The sequence below is a fragment of the Tenacibaculum sp. SDUM215027 genome (assembly GCF_050566205.1).
Taxonomy (GTDB): Bacteria; Bacteroidota; Bacteroidia; order Flavobacteriales; family Flavobacteriaceae; genus Polaribacter.
This window is the reverse complement of the sequence record NZ_JBNXUE010000003.1, coordinates 52,875-73,323: the sequence shown is the minus strand read 5'-3', so window position 1 is coordinate 73,323 and position 20,449 is coordinate 52,875. Positions and strand designations below refer to the sequence as shown.

22 protein-coding genes and 1 pseudogene are annotated in these 20,449 nt (G+C 31.1%); 10 read left to right on the top strand and 13 right to left on the bottom strand.

Annotated features, from left to right (window positions below):
* Window position 1: 1 nt before the first annotated feature.
* From ACQYZ7_RS08505 to ACQYZ7_RS08495, 3 genes are all read left to right on the top strand, one after another.
* Window positions 2–355: a hypothetical protein gene (locus ACQYZ7_RS08505; RefSeq protein WP_430729344.1), complete on the top strand. Its 354-nt coding sequence runs from the start codon at window positions 2–4 to the stop codon at window positions 353–355.
* A 36-nt stretch (window positions 356–391) separates the two neighbouring features.
* Entirely contained in the window at window positions 392–757 is a 366-nt protein-coding gene (locus tag ACQYZ7_RS08500; protein WP_430729343.1) for a hypothetical protein, read from the top strand.
* Window positions 758–895: 138 nt separating this feature from the next.
* The gene (locus ACQYZ7_RS08495; RefSeq protein WP_430729342.1) at window positions 896–3,304 is read left to right on the top strand and encodes a hypothetical protein; all 2,409 of its coding nucleotides are present in this window, start codon (window positions 896–898) and stop codon (window positions 3,302–3,304) included.
* Between the two features lie 103 nt (window positions 3,305–3,407).
* Here ACQYZ7_RS08495 and ACQYZ7_RS08490 read toward each other — a convergent pair whose 3' ends face one another.
* The 4 genes from ACQYZ7_RS08490 to meaB all read right to left on the bottom strand — a co-directional run bounded on the left by ACQYZ7_RS08490 (window position 3,408) and on the right by meaB (window position 6,130).
* Window positions 3,408–3,770, bottom strand: coding sequence for a cupin domain-containing protein (locus ACQYZ7_RS08490; RefSeq protein ID WP_430729341.1), 363 nt, complete (start codon window positions 3,768–3,770; stop codon window positions 3,408–3,410).
* Between the two features lie 102 nt (window positions 3,771–3,872).
* Window positions 3,873–4,661 carry a helix-turn-helix domain-containing protein gene (locus ACQYZ7_RS08485; protein WP_430729340.1) on the bottom strand — a complete coding sequence of 263 codons (789 nt, stop codon included), beginning with the start codon at window positions 4,659–4,661 and terminating at the stop codon, window positions 3,873–3,875.
* 47 nt (window positions 4,662–4,708) lie between these two features.
* Window positions 4,709–5,053, bottom strand: coding sequence for a tRNA-binding protein (locus ACQYZ7_RS08480; protein ID WP_430729339.1), 345 nt, complete (start codon window positions 5,051–5,053; stop codon window positions 4,709–4,711).
* A gap of 3 nt (window positions 5,054–5,056) precedes the next feature.
* Entirely contained in the window at window positions 5,057–6,130 is a 1,074-nt protein-coding gene (gene meaB / locus ACQYZ7_RS08475; RefSeq protein WP_430729338.1) for a methylmalonyl Co-A mutase-associated GTPase MeaB, read from the bottom strand.
* Between the two features lie 100 nt (window positions 6,131–6,230).
* Here meaB and ACQYZ7_RS08470 point away from each other — a divergent pair, with 100 nt between their 5' ends.
* The 6 genes from ACQYZ7_RS08470 (at window position 6,231) to lgt (ending at window position 11,542) form a co-directional block, all read left to right on the top strand.
* The gene (locus tag ACQYZ7_RS08470) at window positions 6,231–6,779 is read left to right on the top strand and encodes an RNA polymerase sigma factor (protein WP_430729337.1); all 549 of its coding nucleotides are present in this window, start codon (window positions 6,231–6,233) and stop codon (window positions 6,777–6,779) included.
* Entirely contained in the window at window positions 6,772–7,341 is a 570-nt protein-coding gene (locus ACQYZ7_RS08465; RefSeq protein WP_430729336.1) for a hypothetical protein, read from the top strand. The genes ACQYZ7_RS08470 and ACQYZ7_RS08465 overlap by 8 nt, the downstream gene beginning before the upstream one ends.
* Window positions 7,322–8,767 (top strand): hypothetical protein, encoded by a 1,446-nt coding sequence (locus ACQYZ7_RS08460; protein ID WP_430729335.1) that lies wholly within the window; start codon window positions 7,322–7,324, stop codon window positions 8,765–8,767. The genes ACQYZ7_RS08465 and ACQYZ7_RS08460 overlap by 20 nt, the downstream gene beginning before the upstream one ends.
* A 111-nt stretch (window positions 8,768–8,878) precedes the next feature.
* Window positions 8,879–10,360 carry a cysteine--tRNA ligase gene (gene cysS, locus ACQYZ7_RS08455; RefSeq protein WP_430729334.1) on the top strand — a complete coding sequence of 494 codons (1,482 nt, stop codon included), beginning with the start codon at window positions 8,879–8,881 and terminating at the stop codon, window positions 10,358–10,360.
* Entirely contained in the window at window positions 10,361–10,597 is a 237-nt protein-coding gene (gene yidD / locus ACQYZ7_RS08450; protein ID WP_430729333.1) for a membrane protein insertion efficiency factor YidD, read from the top strand.
* 84 nt (window positions 10,598–10,681) lie between these two features.
* Window positions 10,682–11,542, top strand: coding sequence for a prolipoprotein diacylglyceryl transferase (lgt, locus tag ACQYZ7_RS08445; protein ID WP_430729332.1), 861 nt, complete (start codon window positions 10,682–10,684; stop codon window positions 11,540–11,542).
* 58 nt (window positions 11,543–11,600) lie between these two features.
* Here lgt and ACQYZ7_RS08440 read toward each other — a convergent pair whose 3' ends face one another.
* The 6 genes from ACQYZ7_RS08440 to ACQYZ7_RS08415 all read right to left on the bottom strand — a co-directional run bounded on the left by ACQYZ7_RS08440 (window position 11,601) and on the right by ACQYZ7_RS08415 (window position 16,799).
* The gene (locus tag ACQYZ7_RS08440; RefSeq protein ID WP_430729331.1) at window positions 11,601–12,884 is read right to left on the bottom strand and encodes a glycosyl hydrolase family 18 protein; all 1,284 of its coding nucleotides are present in this window, start codon (window positions 12,882–12,884) and stop codon (window positions 11,601–11,603) included.
* 166 nt (window positions 12,885–13,050) lie between these two features.
* Window positions 13,051–13,908 (bottom strand): hypothetical protein, encoded by an 858-nt coding sequence (locus ACQYZ7_RS08435; protein WP_430729330.1) that lies wholly within the window; start codon window positions 13,906–13,908, stop codon window positions 13,051–13,053.
* Window positions 13,909–14,073: 165 nt separating this feature from the next.
* Window positions 14,074–14,547, bottom strand: coding sequence for a 23S rRNA (pseudouridine(1915)-N(3))-methyltransferase RlmH (gene rlmH / locus ACQYZ7_RS08430; RefSeq protein ID WP_430729329.1), 474 nt, complete (start codon window positions 14,545–14,547; stop codon window positions 14,074–14,076).
* 138 nt (window positions 14,548–14,685) lie between these two features.
* Window positions 14,686–15,162 carry a hypothetical protein gene (locus tag ACQYZ7_RS08425; RefSeq protein WP_430729328.1) on the bottom strand — a complete coding sequence of 159 codons (477 nt, stop codon included), beginning with the start codon at window positions 15,160–15,162 and terminating at the stop codon, window positions 14,686–14,688.
* Between the two features lie 146 nt (window positions 15,163–15,308).
* A complete protein-coding gene (locus ACQYZ7_RS08420; protein WP_430729327.1) occupies window positions 15,309–15,806 on the bottom strand; it encodes a DUF4440 domain-containing protein in 498 nt (165 codons plus the stop codon).
* 165 nt (window positions 15,807–15,971) lie between these two features.
* A complete protein-coding gene (locus ACQYZ7_RS08415; protein WP_430729326.1) occupies window positions 15,972–16,799 on the bottom strand; it encodes a cyclase family protein in 828 nt (275 codons plus the stop codon).
* 142 nt (window positions 16,800–16,941) lie between these two features.
* Here ACQYZ7_RS08415 and ACQYZ7_RS08410 point away from each other — a divergent pair.
* Window positions 16,942–17,069: pseudogene (locus tag ACQYZ7_RS08410) on the top strand (IS110 family transposase); the annotation flags it as partial.
* A 52-nt stretch (window positions 17,070–17,121) separates the two neighbouring features.
* Here the strand turns inward: ACQYZ7_RS08410 and ACQYZ7_RS08405 are convergent.
* The 3 genes from ACQYZ7_RS08405 to ACQYZ7_RS08395 all read right to left on the bottom strand — a co-directional run bounded on the left by ACQYZ7_RS08405 (window position 17,122) and on the right by ACQYZ7_RS08395 (window position 20,123).
* Window positions 17,122–18,879: an amidohydrolase gene (locus ACQYZ7_RS08405; RefSeq protein WP_430729325.1), complete on the bottom strand. Its 1,758-nt coding sequence runs from the start codon at window positions 18,877–18,879 to the stop codon at window positions 17,122–17,124.
* A gap of 4 nt (window positions 18,880–18,883) precedes the next feature.
* Window positions 18,884–19,234 (bottom strand): potassium channel family protein, encoded by a 351-nt coding sequence (locus ACQYZ7_RS08400; protein WP_430729324.1) that lies wholly within the window; start codon window positions 19,232–19,234, stop codon window positions 18,884–18,886.
* A 127-nt stretch (window positions 19,235–19,361) separates the two neighbouring features.
* Window positions 19,362–20,123 carry a hypothetical protein gene (locus ACQYZ7_RS08395; RefSeq protein ID WP_430729323.1) on the bottom strand — a complete coding sequence of 254 codons (762 nt, stop codon included), beginning with the start codon at window positions 20,121–20,123 and terminating at the stop codon, window positions 19,362–19,364.
* Window positions 20,124–20,449: the final 326 nt, after the last annotated feature.

Below are 20,449 nucleotides of genomic sequence, written 5' to 3'. Positions count from 1 at the left end.
TATGTCAAATAAAAGGAATAAAGAAATTTTAAAAAAGTTAGAGTTTGAAGTAGAGCAAGCTAAAAAATCTGAGGATATATTTTGGAAAGAAACATATCCTAAAATGAATAAAAAAGATAAAATCAAGTTTTGGGCAAGTAGTTTAAATAGAAGTATGAGATTTCAAGAAGAATCTGGTTTTAGCGCATATTCTATATATAATACGAATTGGTTAAAAGATGTTTTAAAATCAGAGCCAGATTTTTTTGAGTTGCTTTCGGGTATTTTCAGTATTTGGAGTGGAACGTGGGATACTTTAAAGATTGAGAGGATTTTAAAAAATAAACATAAAAAAATGAAAGGAAACAGTATATAAGATATATAATTAAAATAACTGTTGAGTGAAAAAAAAATGAAAGATTATACAGATGATGAGTTTTCTAAATTATCACTAGAAGAAAAGACTAGATTATTTGATTTAGAGGCAGAAAAAGAATATCAAAAACAAATAAAATTAAGAGATGAAATTTACCCTAATTATTCTTTTCAAGAAAAAGTAAGTTTTTGGTCAGGACGATTACATCAACAAATGCGCTGGCAGGTAGAGAGTGGTTTAGACCCGTATTCTATTTATACTCCAGAGTGGTATCAATCGACAAAGAAATTTGAAACTAATTTTGATAAGATTATGGATGAAGTATTTTCTAAATATTGGGGTACTGGTGCAGATTGGAGTAAAGAAGAATATTTGAAAAGAATAAAAAATGAGAATAATTAGATTGTCTATATAGCAACTCTAAAAAATGTAGATCTACTTTGTAGGTTAAGGGACTGTGCAAGGGGACTGTACAGTTATATTTTATAAGTCAGAAAAAAGTAACAGTTAAAGAATACTGTAAAAGAAGAAAAAAGAGTATTGAAAAGGGGGAAACAGTACATATTAGTAAGCTTGCTATGTTTAGTAAGTAGCATAAGTTTAGCACAAAATTTAGATATAGAGTCCATTACAAAATCTACCAAGGTTAAAGTAAATGGTAATGTCAATGCCAATATGGTGTATTACAATGCAAATACCCGTAATGCACGTATTCCGTTCACGTATTTTTTACAAGGAACAGTGAATGTAAGTTGGTTGAGTTTTAACATCCCTTTTACCTATAGTTTTTCTAATCAAGGAGATAATTTTGACTATCAATTACCTTTTAAATTTAATAGGTTGAGCTTACACCCAAAATACAAATGGGTACAAGCGCATATAGGGGATGTTACGATGAATTTTTCACCTTATACCTTAAACGGACATCAATTTACAGGTGGAGGTATTGAATTAACTCCTAATAAGCCCATAAAGTTCAGTGCCATGTATGGACGTTTATTAAAAGCAACAGAAGATGATGGGAATCCGCAAACCTTGCCAGCTTTTAAACGTACAGGATATGGAGCAAGAGTAGCTTGGGAAAAACCAAATTATAAGCTAGGACTAATAGGTTTTTATGCAAAGGATGCTGAAAACTCTATTGCAGCAATACCAGAAGAAAGAAATATCAAACCTAAAGAAAATTTAGTGATAAGCCTTACAGGAGAAACTACCATCGCTAAAAAATATACCATAAGAGCAGAATACGCATCAACTGCCATTACACAAGATTTAAGAGCAGATAAAAGTAGTAATACCTCTAACAATTTAGCAGGTTTTTTATTTAATAACCGTACATCAACAGAATATTATAATGCGATTAAAGCAGATTTAGATGTAAAATTAGGACAAATGAAAGTTGGTTTGGGCTATGAACGTATTGATCCTAATTATGAAACCTTAGGAGCTTATTATTTTAATAACGACTTTGAGAACATCACACTAAATATGGCTCGATCATTATTTAAAAACAAGTTGAACTTATCATTTAATATAGGGTACCAAAGAGATAATTTAAATAATCAAAAAGCGCAGTCTACAGGGAGAAATATAGGGAGCGTTAATGCAACGTATCAAATGACAGATGCCATTACTTTATCAGGAATGTATTCTAATTTTACCACGTTTACGAACAAAAGGTTAAATCAGTTTGATGATATTAACGACAATGATTTAACTGATGAAGAACAAGAAGCATTAAATTTTAAGCAACTATCACAAAATGCCAATATAAACTTGAATTGGATGTTGGCTAAAAAGAAAAACGTTACGCAGAATGTTAATTTAAACTACTCTTTAGCATCTTCAGCAAATAAAGAAAATGGTATTATTAGAATTGGTCAAGCCAATAATTTTCACAACGGAAATGTAGTTTATACATTAGGATTTCCTGAAAAAGCGCTAACAATTTCACCTTCACTTAACTACAACTATAGCGATATTGGTAGAGATGATAGCAAAGCATACGGAGCGTCTTTAAATATGAATAAACTGTTTTTTAAAAACATATTAAATACCACTCTAGGAGCTTCATATAATAGTAATGTAAACAAAGAAATTACAAGTAATGTTTTAAATTTTAGAGCAAGTGCTTCTACAACTATTGCACAAAGCCATAATTTAAATTTAAATGCAATACAGTTATTCAGAGAATCTACACAGCAAGAAAAACTAAGTGAATTAACAGTAACTTTTGGTTATAGTTATAGCTTCGGATTGAAAAAACCGAAATTCAGATTTGAAAAAAGAGAAAGAAACAAAAAAGTAAAAGAATTTTCATTCTCGTATAAAGAGCATACTTTTAGTGGAGAACACCCTAAAATTACCTCAGAGGTTAAACAGTTATTAAATGATCCTGTTTTTGCAAGTATAAAAAGTATAGAAAAAGTAAGAAATGATTTAAGTTTATTAGAAACAGATGTTGTAAATAATGAAAATGTAAGTAATAAACATTATAAAAAAGCAGCAGTAAATTATTTAGACTACTTATATAAACATAAAGATTTTATAGACACCTATCATAGGTTAGCGTTTAAAAGTTTAAAGAAACTGTATGATCAATCAGTTTTACTAGATGAAGAAGTAAAAGCTAGTTATAATCGTTTACTACACTTGATGAAACAAGAAGCGAAAAGAGGAAACTTTATATCTAAAAGTGATAAAAAAGATTTACAGACTAGAAAAATAAAAATGGAAGGGCATCAATGGATGCAATCAGAATTGCAAAAGTTAACATATCAGGATGTTGTGACTAATAATGGAATCCTCAATGAGTTTAAAAATAATCATATATCAACTATTTTTAAAATGATAGAAGAAAAGAAAACAGAAGAAGAAATTGAAAACTTTTTAGCTTTAGAATTCGCTAAATTCTATCATAAAAAGAGTATTAAGAAATCGCAAGAGTAATTTTTTTGAGTCATAAATTTTGTAGTGAACTTCACCAATTTTAAATTTTATTAAAAGAATAGGGCAGTAAAACTGCCCATTCATATTTATATAGATACGTTTTTTAGTCGTTTTCTTCTGAGATAAGAACAACTTCTTCAGGAACAGATAAAAATAAAACACATCCATGTTGAGTTTTCACGCTATGTTTTCCGTTTGGAGGTGTATATAAATAATCTCCTTGCTCTAAGGTTTCTCCAAAAATTTCACAACTTCCATTTAAAACAAAAACTTCTTCTCCAGCTGGATGAGAATGGTAAGGATAGGAAGCCCCTTTCTCAAACTTTAATAAAATTGCTTTAGATCGTTGTGTAGCTTTGTCAAAATGTAATGATTTAACATATACACCTTGATAATGGACATCATTTTCAACAAGTGGGTTCCATGTGATTTGTTCACTTTTAGCGATATAATTTTTAATACTCATAATAGGTTAAGTTTTACGATTACTTATAAAATTTTGTTATCGCAAAGTTGAGACTTAACCAGAGTTCTTAAAATGGAAAATACTGAGTTTTTGATGTAAAATTTAATGTCTTAGCCTATTTTGGAATTCAGATGGTGATATACCTACATGGTTTTTAAAGAATTTTGAAAAATAATAAGGGTCTTTAAAACCTAGTTTAAAGGCTACTTCTTTTATACTCTTATTTTCATAATGAAGAATTCGTTGTGCTTCAGAAATGACTAGGCCATATATAACATTTTGAGCTGTTTTACCTACATGTTTTTTGGCAAGTTCATTTAGTTTTAACTCAGAAGTTTTAAGGTGTTCAGCTATACTTTTTAAGGGATAATTATGTTCAAAATTATTTCGTACAAACTCCAAAAAACCTAAAAATAAAGCCTCTGGTTTCCATACTTCACCACCATTAGAAATTTTAGAACGATTGGTTTCAAAGAGTAATAATTCAATTCGAGAGTGAATAGATTCTAAATATTGAAAAGGCTTTTTTACAAGCTCATCTTCAATTTTATGTAACTCACGTTCTATATCTTTTGGATTATTTATTGTGATAATTTCGTTGTAATCGAAATGGCAAAATAAACTATTCTGAAAAATTAGCTCAATATCTTTCTTTGTTTTACATATATAATCTAATGTAAAATCAAGAACATAACCTTTAGTATTTTTTACATCTTTAAAACAATGATATTGCCCAGATGTGATAGTAAGTGCTTGGTTTTCGGTTAATTCTAGAAGTTTCTGATCAACAAGAATACTCATCTGTCCTTTACTGCACCAAACAAAGAGGTATTTCTTTATTCTCTGTGGTTCATGATTGGAAATGTTTTCAATTTTTTGAATGTTAATCATTGGCGGTAGATAATAAAACGTAAAAAAAATATAATCTAAATAAGCTTCTACGCAATCTTCGTCCCGTTTTTAACAGTGCGTTCAGCGGTTAATAAAGTTACCTCTTTATCATTACCTAAACCACCTAGAACTAAGCATTCACTCATCATGTTTGCAATTTGTTTTTTAGGAAAGTTAACTACAGCAACTACTTGTTTTCCTATTAAATCTTCTGGTTGATAGAGTTCAGTAATTTGTGCTGAGGTTTTTTTAATTCCGTGGTCACCAAAATCAACTTGCATTTTATAGGCAGGATTTTTCACTTCTTTAAATATTTCAGCAGAAATGATAGTACCAATACGCATTTCTACTTTTGTAAAATCTGTCCAAGTTAAATTGTTATTATTCTCCATAGCTTAATTATTTTCTAGCAATCGTTTTGCAGCAGTAAATGGCGTGGTTTTTCCTTTTTCTAGTTTAGTAATTTCCTGCTGTAAGCGATCTTTAATTTTGGGGTTATTATAAAAGTTACTTTTTAGTTGTTGATTAATGGTTTCTAACAACCAATAATTATTTTGTTCGTTTCTTTTTTGTTGAAAATATCCTGATTTTTTTACCAAACTCATGTATTCATCAATCATTTCGTGAATAGCATCAACTCCTTGATGATGGAGTGCACTGGCTAATAAAACTTTAGGTTGCCAGCCACTTTCTTTAGCAGGATACAAGTGTAAGGCTCTGTTAAATTCTACTTTCGCAAGTTTAGCATTTTTCTCGTTACCGCTGTCTGCTTTGTTAATCACAATAGCATCTGCCATTTCAATAATTCCACGTTTGATTCCTTGTAATTCATCACCTGCACCAGCTAGTTTTAGTAATAAGAAGAAGTCGGTCATTGAATGTACCGCAGTTTCCGATTGTCCAACACCCACGGTTTCAATAATAATAGTATCAAAATCAGCAGCTTCACATAAAATAATACTTTCACGTGTTTTTTGAGCAACACCACCCAACGAAGTTCCAGAAGGAGAAGGACGGATAAAGGCATTTTTATCAGTCACCAACTCTTCCATACGAGTTTTATCGCCTAGAATACTTCCTTTGTTTACAGAGCTACTTGGGTCCACTGCCAAAACAGCTACTTTTTTACCCAATGAAGTTAAATGCTTACCAAAAGCTTCAATAAAGGTGCTTTTTCCTACGCCAGGAACACCTGTAATTCCAATTCTTACCGATTTATTAGCGTGTGGTAAACAAGCTTCTAAAATTTCATTAGCTTGTTGTTGGTGTTTTGGGTTGGTACTTTCTACCAAAGTAATAGCTCTACTTAAAAAAGGAATACTTCCTGCTACTATTTGAGTAACAAAATCTTGGGTAGATGTAGTTTTTCTTCTATTACGTTTTATTTTTTCTGCAGATGATTTACTGGTGGTTTCAGGTTGAGAAACTCCGTCTTTTTCAGAGAGTGCAGATGTGGCTTTGTCGGTCATTATGTAGGTAAAACAAAATAATAACGTAAATTTAGAAATAAAAATGCAGGAAAATGCAACGCGACGGAAAAAGTCTCGTATTTAGGGTAAGAAATCAAGAATGAAATCAACTAAACAGTTACATCAATCGGTAATAGATGCCTGTAAAAGCAATGATGCAAAAGCACAAATGCAATTGTATGATTTGTATTGTGATGCTATGCATACAGTAGCGTTACGCTACGTAAAAGATTCATTTACTGCGGAAGATGTAATGCAAGAAGCATTCATAAAAGCATTTAAAAATATTGATTCATATAAAGAAGGAGTAGCGTTTGGTGCTTGGTTAAAAAGAATCGTAATCAATCAAAGTATTGATTATTTAAAGAAGAAAAAACTAGAACTGGTTTCGATCAATGAAGAAATCACCACAGTAGCAGATGATGATAATTGGAATGTAGCATCTACTATATCGTATCAAGATATAGTAAATAGCATTCAGCAATTAAAAGAAAAGTATAGAGTTGTGTTAACCCTGTTTTTGTTAGAAGGGTATGACCACGGAGAAATCTCACAAATACTAGGAATTTCTGAAGTGAGTTCAAGAACACATTTATTAAGAGGAAAAAGACAAGTGCAAGAACAATTAAAAGCAGTACATCATGTCTAAAGATATTAGAGAAATATTAAAAAGAGATGTTGAAAACACAACAGAGTTATCAACAAATCACAGACAACGTTTTCAACAAAAGTTGCTAGATGAATTGCACGAAAAGCCATCAACAAGAAAATCATATCAATGGCTGTATATAGCAGCATCAATAGTGTTGTTGGTGAGTTTGGGAATAAAGTTTTATCCAACTAATAATAATATAGGAACTGATATAAAAGAAGTACCTAAAGAGTTGAAAAATCAAATTAGTTTAGGAGCCATTTCACCTGAGTTAAAAACGGTGGAAGACTACTATGTAAATACTATTAATTACGAGTTAAGTCAATTAGAATTAACAGAAGATAATAAAGAACTTTTTGACGGTTACTTGACCAAGATAGGGGAATTAACCAAAGAATATAAATCGTTAACCGAAGAGCTCAATACAAAAGGAATTAACGACAATACTATCAATGCATTGATTGGAAACCTGCAACTGCGTTTACAGCTGTTAAAACGTATGCAAAAACAATTACAAGAATTTAAAAATCCAACTCAAAATGACATTCAAACAATTTAAAATCAGTGTTTTTTTACTGTTAGTGACAGGTGTTGTATCTGCACAGAAATACAACAAGAAGTTCAGTGAAAATTTTAAGACAAATAAAGACGTAGTAGTTAAGATCAATGCATCTAATGCGGATGTTGATGTGACTACATGGAACAGAAATGAAGTTTCGGTAGAGGCAGTTGTCGAAGTGGAAGGGCTTAACAAAAAAGAAGCTCAAAAGTATTTAGACAATTGGAAGTTTGAAGCTTTAGGAAATAAAAGTAAGGTACAAATTAATGCCAATAGAAATAGCTTTAGAATAGGAGGAGACAATATTGTGTTTTTTAACTCGTCAGATAATAATCATCCAAAGGTGTTTCAATTTGATGGTGATGATGAAGTTGTAGTAATTCCAGAAGTAAGAATTCCGGAGATGCCTGAAATACCTGAACTTCCAGAAATAAAAATTCCGGAAATTAATTTTGAAGATTTATTTCAAGATGTAGATTTTGATGTAGAAAAAATGTTTGAAAGCGAAGAGCTTGTTAGGTTTAAATGGAAAGATGGTAAGCATAATGTAAATATTACATCAAAAGAAGAATGGGAGGAGTTTAAAAATACGGAGGCATATAAAGAATACCTTAAGAAGAATAAGAATTCTAAGACAAAGATGTTTTTCTCAAAAAAACATCAAGTTCTTAATGAGAAAAAATTAAAAGAAGAACTTAAAAGAGTTAAAAGTGAACTTAAAAAAGTTGATAGAGAAAAAATTAGAAAACAATTAGCAAAAGCAAGAGAAGAAATGCATAAGGTAAGAGAGGAAATGAAAAAAACTCATATGAATTATTCTTTCTCTTCTGATAGTAATAACCTTATGATTAATGGAAAAAAAGTGAAAATTACCAAGAAGATTACGATAAAAGTTCCAAAATCAGCAACGTTTGACTTAAACACCCGTCATTGTAAAGTAAAACTACCAAAAACAAAAGCTTCAGGAAAAGTTAGTTACGGAACTTTTAAAGCAGATGCACTTGACGGAGGAAAGTTAAATATTTCATATTCGCCAGTAAACATAAGCTCATTAAACGCTTGTACCTTGTTCTTAAATAATGTAACCGATGCTCAATTAGCATCGGTTACCAACACAACAGTAAATTCGAACTCTTCAGGCTTGGTGGTAAGTAATGTATATAGTAATGTTGAAGTAAACAATAAGTTTGGAAACTTAACCATTACTAAAGTACACCCAAGTCATAATAATTTAAAAGTATTTTTAAGTTATTCAGATGCTGGAGTTGATTTAACAGGTGTAAATAAGAAGTTTGATATTCAAAGCGATAAGGTTAAGGAATTAAAAGATGGAAGTATAGAGTATAACGGAGAGTTCATTTTAATTTCTAACGATAAAGAAATTGAAATAGACGGTAAATACAGTCAATTAAAAATTAAAAATTAATAAGAAATACAAACAAAATTACTTTCTATTTCTATAAAATTGCTACCAAATTCTTTTTCTATATTCTTTATAAAGTGCCTATATTAGCGATTGCAAATAGTCACTTTTACTATGGAATTATACAAAGAAAATCAACTAAAAATATATAACTCTTTAACCAAATCAAAAGAGCTTTTTAAACCAGTAATTGAAGGACGCATAGGTATGTACGTATGTGGTCCTACAGTATATAGCAATGCCCATTTAGGAAACGTAAGAACTTTTATGTTTTTTGATGTGGTGTATCGTTATTTATTACACTTAGGGTATAAAGTGCGTTATGTACGTAATATTACAGATGCTGGTCACTTAGAAAACGATGCTGATGAAGGTGAAGACAGAATTGCAAAAAAAGCACGACTAGAGGAAATTGAACCGATGGAAGTAGTGCAACGTTATACAGTTGATTTCCACAATGTATTAAATAATTACAACTTTTTACCACCAAGTATAGAACCTACTGCAACGGGTCATATTGTAGAGCAGATTGAAATGATTAAAGAAATCATGGATAAAGGTTTTGCTTACGAAGTAAACGGTTCTGTATATTTTGATGTATTAAAATATAACGAAACTGGTAACTACGGAATACTTTCTGGAAGAAAAATAGAAGATGCTATTCATAATACTAGAGCGTTAGACGGACAATCAGATAAGAGAAACCCACAAGATTTTGCACTTTGGAAAAAAGCTGATGAGCGTCATATTATGCGTTGGCCTTCACCTTGGAGTGATGGGTTTCCTGGGTGGCATTTAGAATGTTCAGTAATGAGTACAAAGTACTTAGGTGAACAATTTGATATTCACGGTGGAGGAATGGATTTAAAATTCCCGCATCATGAGTGTGAAATTGCGCAATCGCAAACATGTAGTGGTGTAAAGCCAGTAAACTACTGGATGCATACTAATATGCTATTGTTGAACAGTCAAAAAATGGCAAAATCAACAGGAAATTTTATTTTACCAAACGAAATTTTAACTGGTGAAAACGATGTTTTAGGAAAAGCATTTTCGGCAAGTGTAGTTCGTTTTTTCAATATGCAAGCCAACTACAGAAGCATTTTAGACTTTTCTGGTGAAGCTTTAGAAGCTGCTGAAAAAGGACATGCGAAGTTAATGGAAGCTGTAGATTTCTTAGATAAAATAGAAGCAGGGACTTCTTCTTCATTTGATGTTCAAAAATGGAAACAAGATTGTTACGATGCAATGAATGATGATTTTAATACGCCAATTTTAATATCACATTTATTTGAGGCTGTAAAAGTTATCAATCAACTCAAAGAAGAAAAAACAAGTTTAACTGCCGACGATTTAGTGGTATTTAAAAATACAATCAACGCTTTTGTTTTTGATGTATTAGGGTTAATGAACGAAACTTCTGAAGGAAACAGTTCTGATAAATTAAGCGGAGTAGTTGATATGTTGATTAGCATGCGTAAAGAAGCACGTGAAAATAAAGACTGGGCGTTATCTGATGAAATTCGTGATAGATTATTGGAGCTAGGTATTCAATTAAAAGACGGTAGAGAAGGAACAACGTTTACAGTTAATTAATTGAAAAAAATCCTAACATATCCGTTTATATTGTTAGTTCGGTTTTATCAAACCGCTATTTCACCATATACGCCAGCCACGTGTAGATATTCACCAACTTGTTCAAGTTATACGATAGAAGCGTTGCAAAAACACGGATTGTTTTATGGTGGATGGTTGGCATTGAAAAGAATTTTCAGTTGCCACCCATGGGGAGGAAGTGGTTATGATCCTGTTCCAGAAAAAAAAGAAAAATAACAGTCATTTTATACTGTTGAGTAATTTTAAAAATAAAAAGAGCTCGATAGCGTTTTGAATTGACATAAAAACTAAATAAAGTAGATGAATTTTTTATCCATAGTATGGGATTGGAACCCAGAAATAATAAATTTAGGAGGTTTTGGTATTCGTTGGTATAGCTTAATGTTTGTAGCAGCGTTTATTTTAGGACTTCAATTAATGAAAAAGATTTACACCAACGATAATATTCCTGTTGAAAAACTAGATCCGTTATTTATGTACGTATTCGTTTCTATGTTGGTAGGAATGCGTTTAGGAGATGTTTTCTTTTACAGTTGGGATTATTACCAAAACCATTTATTGGAAATCATATTACCGTTTAAAAAACAAGAAGGAGCATCGGCTTTATTCGGGTTGTTAGATGGATGGAAGTTCACAGGATTTACAGGATTTGCAAGTCATGGAGCGGCGATTGCAATTCCAATCGCTATGTATTTCTACGCTAAAAAACACTTAAATAAACCATGGTTATTTATCTTAGATAGATTAGGGATTATGGTAGCCTTAGCAGGATTTTTCATTCGTTTCGGAAACTTTTTTAACTCAGAAATATACGGAAAGCCAACAGGAAGTAGCTTTGGAGTAATTTTTAAAAGAGCAGGAGAAACCGTACCACGTCATCCAACTCAGTTATATGAAGCGTTAAGTTATTTAGTTTTATTTTTTGCATTATGGCATTTCTATTGGAAAACAGACAAGAAAAACCAAACAGGTTTCTTATTTGGGCTGTTTATGGTAGTGCTATGGTCATTACGTTTTGTAATAGAATTCTTAAAAGAAGCACAAGTAGATGGGCGAGAAGACTGGGTGTTTAATACGCTAAATACGGGACAAGTATTAAGTATTCCGTTAGTGTTAATAGGTTTTTGGTTAATGTTTAGAAAACCCAAAGCAACCGCATAAAAACAATAAAAAACTCCAAGTATTCACTTGGAGTTTTTTTTACTCAACAGTAGGGGCTTTATTCTTTAGAAAACTTATCAGCCAACAAATCCCACAGCTGAGAATAACCATTATCATAGCCCAGAGCCCAAATGCCTACACCGCCTATCTTATTGTGTTTTATCCAGTCATATTTCATTGAAAGCGATTGTACATCTTCAAAAAACAACTGTCTATACTCTTGGTTACTATCTTTAATAATTATATAGCTAGAAGCACTTTTAGGATCAAATTTAATAGGGATTTGTAAAGAATCAATGTAAATATCTCGTATGGTATTGTAACGAGGATGCGATTTGAATTTGGTTACTTTAGCACCCATCTTAGAATTTTTTGTATACCATTCAGCACCGTAATAGGGGAGTCCCGCAATTAGTTTATTTAAAGGGACACCTTTATCTTTATAATAATTGACAGAAGCTTCTAAACCATTTCCAAATTTTTTACTGTACTTAAAAGGAGTTACAGGTCCAGTAGTTTTGCTAAAGCTTCCGTAGTAATCGTAACCCATTAGCGTGTAAAAGTCAATATGTGGATTGATAGCAGGAATATCAAAAACATCGTTCCAATCAATAGCATACAAACACAAAGAAACCATATAATTAGGGTTCTTCTCTTTTAGCTTTATTGAAACCTGAATGATAAATTGTGTAAAACGATTTCTATCTTCTTTAGCAACACCTTCAAAATCTATATTAATGCCATTAGCATTTCTTAAAGCAAGTAATTCGGCTAAGTTCTCTACAAGTTTTGCTTGAGCTTTTGAGTTATTCAAAAATATAGTGTTGTTTTCGCTTCCAAAGTTGGTAACAGACAAAAATACTTTACAACCTTTTACCTTAGCACTGTCAATTAACGAAGTAGTTTTCCATTGATGTATACTTTTGTAATTACCTGTTTTGGGGTCAACAGTGTATGAAAAGTATGAAACTCCCCAAAGCATGGAAAAATTATAATTTTTATAGGAAGAACCATTGGAATACACATGCCATCCAAATGTGCGATATTTTGGATGCACGGTTCCTTTTTTATGGGCTATGGGTTTGTGAGAAATGTTATTTAAGCTATCCCATTGACGTTCGGTAGAAAAATTGAGGTTACTATATTTTTGCTCATGCAAATGACGTTGGCTTATGAATTCACTGCTGTCAGAAATTCTAGCTGTTTTTTCGTGTTTGAATGATGGTTGATTATTGTTATCATGTGTAACCTTCTTTTTCTTATTTGAACAAGAGGTAATTAAAATGATTAAAAACAAGAGGACAATTAGTAACCTAATTTGCTTATTTTGGGGGTGCTTCATTTAATAAAAAGATAGATTAGTAAAATTCATAGCTTATCACAAACTTTAAGAATTACTAAAATACAATAAGTTTTCTAAGTAATTCTTTGTTTAAAAGTAGCTATTTAGAAATAAAAAAACTCCAAGCTTTTGCTTGGAGTTTTTATTTTATTAAGATAGGAAGTTTTTAACCTCTTATTTTTGTTAATTCTTGCTTTTTAGCATCAATTTCATTTTGAATTTTTAATAGGCGGTTTTCAATTTTACCGATAATTGCCTCTTTTCTTTCAATACTTTCTTTAGAAGTAGAAGCATCTTTTTTAGCCTCTTCTAACTTAGATTTCATTTTTTCTAATCCTTCTTTTCCGCTAATTAAGATCTCTTCGTTAATGCTAATATCATCTTCAAGGTCACTTATTAAAGTATTCTTCTCTTTGCTAATGTTTTTCTCTTTAACTTTAATTTGATTACTTAATTGCTTCAATTTTTCTTCTTCTAAACGTAAAGTCTCTTGTTCTTTTAAATAAGCAAGCTCTCTAGCTTTTCTTTCATCATCTAATTTTTTACGAGCCTCTTCAAGTTTTTGTTTTTGTAAAAGAATTTCTTTTTGTTCAGCACTGATACTGTCTTCATATACAACCTCAGTATTTTCATCTTTTTTCGAAGATTTTTCTTTTTTTGAAGATTCTTCTTTCTTTAATTTTCTATCTAACTTTCTTTCTAAAGAAGCTAAATCTTTTTTGTGCAAATCAATTTGATTATTAAGCTTGCTAAGTCTTTGTTGCATGTTTGCAGCAATTTTCTCTTTTCTCTCTACTTCTTGTTTTGTAGCCTTTTTACTTTTCTTAAAACGCTCTAAGTTTCCTTTTACACGCTTTAAAGCATCAACTCCACTAATTAAGATTTCTTCATTAGCGCTAATTTGATCTTTCTTATTTTTTACTTGAATCTTTAAAGTTTTAATGTCGTTTTGAGCAGTTACTTGTTGTAAGCAAGTAAAGGTTATAAAAAAAGTTAAAGTAGCTAAGAGTCTTAGTGATTTCATATTTATTTTATGTTATAAAGTTTTTATTTTTCGGGGCGCAAAAGTATGGCTAAATGCAAAAAGAAAATAACTTTTTAACATGTTTTTTACCATGCTTTTCAGGAAATTAAAAACATAATGCTTTGAGTAACATAAAATTTGATGTAAATAAAAGTTTTAGGGTTTTTACTCGTGATGATAAGGCTCGTTTCTAAGAATAGTAAAGCCACGATAAATTTGCTCAACAATAAATAAACGAATCATTTGGTGAGAAAATGTCATTTTTGAGAGTGATAACTTTCCTTGTGCTTTATTGTATACAGCATCAGAAAAACCATACGGACCTCCAATAACCAACACCAGTTGTTTAATACCAGAGTTCATTTTCTTTTGTAAATATTTTGAAAACTCTACAGAAGTATGTTGTTTTCCTTTATCATCTAATAGAATTAACTGATCTGTAGGTTGTAGTTTTGCTAAGATTAAATCACCTTCTTTTTCTTTTTGTTGCGCCTCGCTTAGGTTTTTAACGTTTTTAATATCTGGAATAATTTCCAACTCAAACTTTACGTAATGTTTTAATCGGTTTTGATATTCGTCAATTAATTGCAGTAACTGTTTATTATCAGTCTTGCCTATTGCGAGTAGTTTTATTTTCATACGGCAAAATTACGAATGTTTTATAAACTCTTAAAAGGATGGTTTCAGATTAAAAAAACTTGCTTTAATAGCGGTGTGTAATAAGTTACTAAAACAAGCTTTTGCTATTGTAAAAAGTGGTTTACCGTATGATGCTAATTATAAAAGTTCTTTGGTCGTGCCATATATTTTAGAAATGTCTTTTAGATGTTTATGAATGTGGTTTGAAACTACTTCTAAATGCTCGCTCCTTGAATAATCCCGTGAACCCTTCTTATAGGGTATTAGGTTTATTTGGTCAATAAATACGAATTCTTCAATTGTGTCTTGAGCGTCTTTCAGTCGTTTGATTAGGTTTTCTATTGATTCGTTTTTTGTTGTTTCAACACTTTGTTTGTTAACTTCTGACAGTTTCCCTTTTAACGGTTTTGGTTTAATGCCCTTGCCTAAATCTGATATATTCCTTGCAAAACTCTCGTGCCAAAATGTTAGATGCCCAAGAATGTCCTTTGCATTCCAGAATTCATAAACCATTTTATAATAGTCAAGGCCTTTCTCGAAAAAGTCAAAAAGCTGCTCGAGTTCATTTTTTAGAATTTCAAGATTTGTTTTTATATGTTTCTCTTTGTCTGTCATTTCAACTTAATGAGACCTAACGTGATTGTATAAAATTAGTTACATGTTTAGCAAATACAAACCGAATAGAAAGTAGAGTGAGGACTTTCGTAAGCAAGCTAGAAACTAGCAATAAATTATACAACCTGTAAGCAAGTTCTTTTTTATCATTTTCCTACATAAGTAGAATGTAATTGTTGAATTTTCCATTTACCATCTTCTTTTATTGCGACTGCACTTTCAAGCCAATGGGCTGTTTGTAGGGTATCGTTTTCTTTTATCCAGGTTCCAAAATTATCATACGCAACCCATATCGTACTTTTGTTATGTACAGTTTTTAAGAAGTTAAATCTATTGATTCTATGGAACTGTTGTTTATCTGCCCTTATTCGTGCTTTTATCATATAATTAGAAATAGAATCATTATTCCATACAACACCATTTTCAAGTAGTAAGAAATCATTTGTATGATGATTTTTTATTTTTGTTGAATCTAAATCAGACCAAATATCTTGAAATGATTTTGATATTAATCCTTTAACTGAATCAATATCTGCTTGTTTTTGGGATTCATTCAATTCAATATTATTTATCGAATCCGGATTCGTTCTATTATTACAAGAATAGAAAACAGAAATAATTATTATAATAAAAAGTTTCTTCATAGTTTTTATTTTCTTAATGACACACAATGTGTTTGTATATGATTTGTTACGTTTTTTAAGCAACCAATTTAGCAAATACAAACCAAATAGAAAACCTGAGAAGGTTTTTGGAAGTAAGCAAGAGCTAGCAATAAATTATACATGTTGCTGTACGTGGTTATTATTCTAATTAATTATTGCTACAATTCTCAATGGCGCACCACTACCATTTTTAATTTTCATTGGTAATGCAATTATTTTAAATCCAATACTAGGTAGTTTATCTAGATTGGTTAGATTTTCAAAAGCAGGTATGTTTTGAGAGAGTAATATAACATGACTTTCAAAATATTTAGATTGGCCATAATCGATACTTGGTGTATCAATTCCAATTGCATTGATGTTTCGTTCTTCAACTAACCATTTTGCTGCTTCTTTAGACAATCCGGGGAAGTGTAATTTTTCAACCGCATCTTCACCTCGTTCAGCCGTTCCCATATATTTAACTTTATTAGGATAGTATTTAGAAAACCCTGTTTCTAATAAAATAATACTTCCATTCGGAATTTTGATATTCTCTTTGTTTTCCCAAGCTAAAAAATCATCAATTTTTATTAAGTAGTCAGGATTGTTAAGTGTTTTTGAAGAAACATCAATTTTAATTGCAGACCCGATTAATTTTTCGAGAGGGATTTCATCTACAGTTTGGCCTTTTTCAGCAAAATGGATAGGTGCATCTATATGAGTTCCGCCATGCTCTGCAGTACTAAAATTATTTGCGGAATAATAAAATCCTTTATCTGTTTGTCCTTTAAAAACTGTATCTAATTTAAATTCCTTTGCTGTAACCCAATATACAGTCTCATTGGAATATGCATGAGATAAATCTATAATTTTACCTTCTGAGAAGTTTGTTTGGTCTGATTTATTAGAATCTGACGATTTGGTTTGTTTCTCATTACACGCCAACAGTAAAAAAAGGCACAATTGAATTAAAGAAAATGGTTTTTTCATTTTTTTAAATTTAAAACTCTAGGTGATTTTTAATCACGCACAACGTGTTTGTATATGTTTTTTTGCGTGTTTTAAGTAACTAATTTAGCAAATACAAATCGAATAGAAAATCCGTGAAGATTTTCGTAAGTAGGCTAGAACTTTATTAGCTAAAGGCAAGAGTAAAAAAATGCTTTAATAGCGATGTGTAATAAGCTGCTAAAACAAGCTTTTGCAATAGTAAAAAGTGGTTTGCCTTATGATACTGATTATAAAAGTACTTTGGTATAAAGTTTTGGGAAATTTACTTGTTTTTTACCTCAGTTCTTTGTTGGCAACAGTTTTATTCTTTTTTATAAACTGATTTCCCTTCTTTAATAGTTTCTAAAACTTGAATTTTATTGACATTTAAAGGGGCTATTTTTAAAGGATTCTTATCAAGAATGACAAAATCTGCAATTTTTCCTTCTGTTAAAGTTCCTTTCGTGTCTTCTTCAAAATATTGTTTAGCAGACCATTCTGTTAAAGTTTTAAGACCTTCATATGGAGTTATTCTTTGGTCGGATCCTAGTATATAACCGCTTCTAGTTATTCTATTTATCGTAGCGTCTAATACTCTCATTGAGTTTGGGAAAGTAACAGGAGCATCATGGTGTGAAGTAATCGTTAGTCCAGCATCTATTACATCTCGACATGGAGAAATATATACTGCACGTTCTTTACCTAGTACCGATTCTCTATGCCAATCTCCCCAATAGTACGTATGCATAGGGAATAAAGAAGGATAAATTTGTAAGCGGACTAATTCTGGAATTTGATTTTTTCTTAACGTTTGTCCATGAATCATAACTGATCTATGGTCTGGGTAACCAAATTCTTTTATTGCAGAATCTACTGCTGTTAGATACTGTCCTATAGCTGCATCTCCATTTGTATGACATAATATTTGCCATTTGTTTTTAAAAGCAGTCTTTACGTGTTCAATAGCTTTTTCGTCTGACATAATTGGGTAACCTTTATAACAACCATCTTGCCCTTCTGGATTTACATGATAGCATTTTTTTAGCCAAGCAGTTTTTCCTTGTGGCGAACCATCTAAAGTAAGCTTTACACCTCCAATTCGATAGTGATTATTATAAGTATGCTCCTGATTATAGAACTCTGGAATAACGGCTTCTTTATTCCAAATAATATCAGGATAGCTCACTACATCAATAAATAGTTTATTGTCTCTTGCAGCTTGTTCCAATGCATCTGTTGTTTCTACTGTACTTCTACCTTCTTGAGCTGTAGTATATCCATTTTTAGCATATTCTTCTTGCCCTTTTTGTATATTAAGTGCTTGTAATTCGGCATCTGTTTTTTTACCTATTACAGGTAAGAAAACATTAAAAAATGCAGCTTCTTCTAATACCCCAGAAGGATTTCCATTTTTATCCATTCTAATAGCTCCGCCTTTAACTTTAGAGCCTTTGTTATATCCAGAAATTTCAAGTGCCTTTGAATTTACGCAAGCAAGATGACCTGATTGATGCATTATGATAACTGGAATTTTGGTAGAAATTTGGTCTAAGATTTCTTTTGTTGGGTGTGTTTTTTCTTCCAATTGAGAATCGTCATATCCATTGGCAACAATCCATCCCATTTTATTAATAATGAACTTTCCGTTTTCTGATTCTTTCCATTCGTTAACAGTTTTAATAATACTATTGAAGTTGGCTCCAGGTCCATCTGGAGGCGGCAAAATATTTGCACATAAAGCTGTAAAACCTACGTTGTACATATGACTATGCCCATCTAAAAAACCAGGAAGCATTGTTTTTCCTTTTAAATCTACCTCCTCAGCTTTTCCTTTATATTTTTTAAAGGCTTCATCTTTACTTCCTACAAATACTATTTTTCCTTCTCGCTGCACTACAGTTTCAACATATTGAGGCTTTTCTCCTTCCATTGTAATGATATCTCCATTATAAAAGATTGTTTGTTGAAGTTTGTATGGTTCGGCTTTAGCTGCTTTATTTTTTTCTTGATTATTACAAGATGTAAGTATAACTAAAACGATACAAAATATAGCAAATAGTTTATTTGTTGAATTTTTCATGATTTTATTTTTTTAATCTCTTTTTAAGAGAAGTATGATTATCGTAGGTTAAAGATATGCTCTTGGCTGTAAAAGCAACGAAAGTACCAATAGATAAAAAAGTATAGATTATAGTATATATTTTACTAAAATCGGTTGTAGGTACAAAATCACCATATCCAATTGTTGCCATTGTCATAACCGAAAAGTATAAAGAATCTATAATAGACCAGTTTTCAATATTAGTGTAGAAAATAGTAGAACCAATTAGTAGTATGAGAATAAAGAATAACAGAAATCTAAATTCAGAATCCTTTTTTATTCCATTAATTAGAGTTTTAACAAAACGATAAAAAGTAATAAAGAATGAAATCATTTTTTTGGTTTTAATTTTCTTATTACAAAGCCAAATCAAAAAGGATTTGGCGACCTAGTAAATATACACAAAACTTTGAGCAAGAACCAAAATCCGTATTAATTTTAGCCGGTGTTGTGCTTAGTGTTTATATTCTAGATTTCCATCTTTTAATGTGATTTTGAAGTCCTGTTTTTTCTCCACCTTTGAAGTAACTTCCAGAATTTAATTTTTCAATTAACTTTATAACATCTTCTGCGTGTCTATTATCCCATTTTAGGTTAGTAACTAAATAAGACTTGACCTTAATTGAATTTAATTCGTAATTGTATTTATTAAGTGCTCTTAAGTACGTTTTACATCTTGCGTTATCCATATGATGTGTAATTCCAGTACTTGGGTTTATAACTTTACTTAGTTCGTTAAAAGCTTCTTGAACAATTACATCAGGTAAATCTGTTGGTTCAGCTTTTTGATTAGAAATTAATTCAGTTGCATTCCAAACTTTTGCCCATTCAGCAACTCCAGTTTTCATCCATTGATGAGCAACAATTGCTTTAACACTTGGGTCATCATCATATTTAAACAAGTCTTTCGAGTCAAGACCAAAGGCAAGAAGAATGCTATTCTTTTTCTGCCAACCATATACTTTGTCGTAAGTTCGTAAAGTTTCAATTTTTATTTTCGGTCCATTTGAGTAAGCAGATACAGTTCCGTTGAATAAACCTTTCAAATATTTTTCACCAATAGTTCTTTCGATATAACCAGTATTTCCTTTTGTATGAATTAAAATAGTGATTTGTTGTATATCCTCAATTTCTTTACTTAATTCAACCGCTTTCTGAAGAGCCAGCATTTCTATTTCAGTAATTGGACCTTCATTTTCGGTATAATATCTTTCTTTTTCCATAGTTTTTTTTGCATTAAGCACAACTTGTTTATATAGATGTATTATACATCGTTATACAACCATTTTGGTAGGTTTATGTTTGTTTATATTCTTACGAACTTATTAATAACAATTTAATTTTCTTACGGAATTCCATAAGCTCAGATATTTAAATAATAAAAGTAGTTTTAGGTTTTATTAACGACTTTTGATATAGCCGTAAAGGTCGCTGATATCACGGCATGCTCCGCAGACACCGCGGCACGGGTCGCTAATATCACGGCATGCTCCGTTAACACTACAGCACAGACCTTTTTATCAAAAGCAATTGCCGTAACATCGTAAGA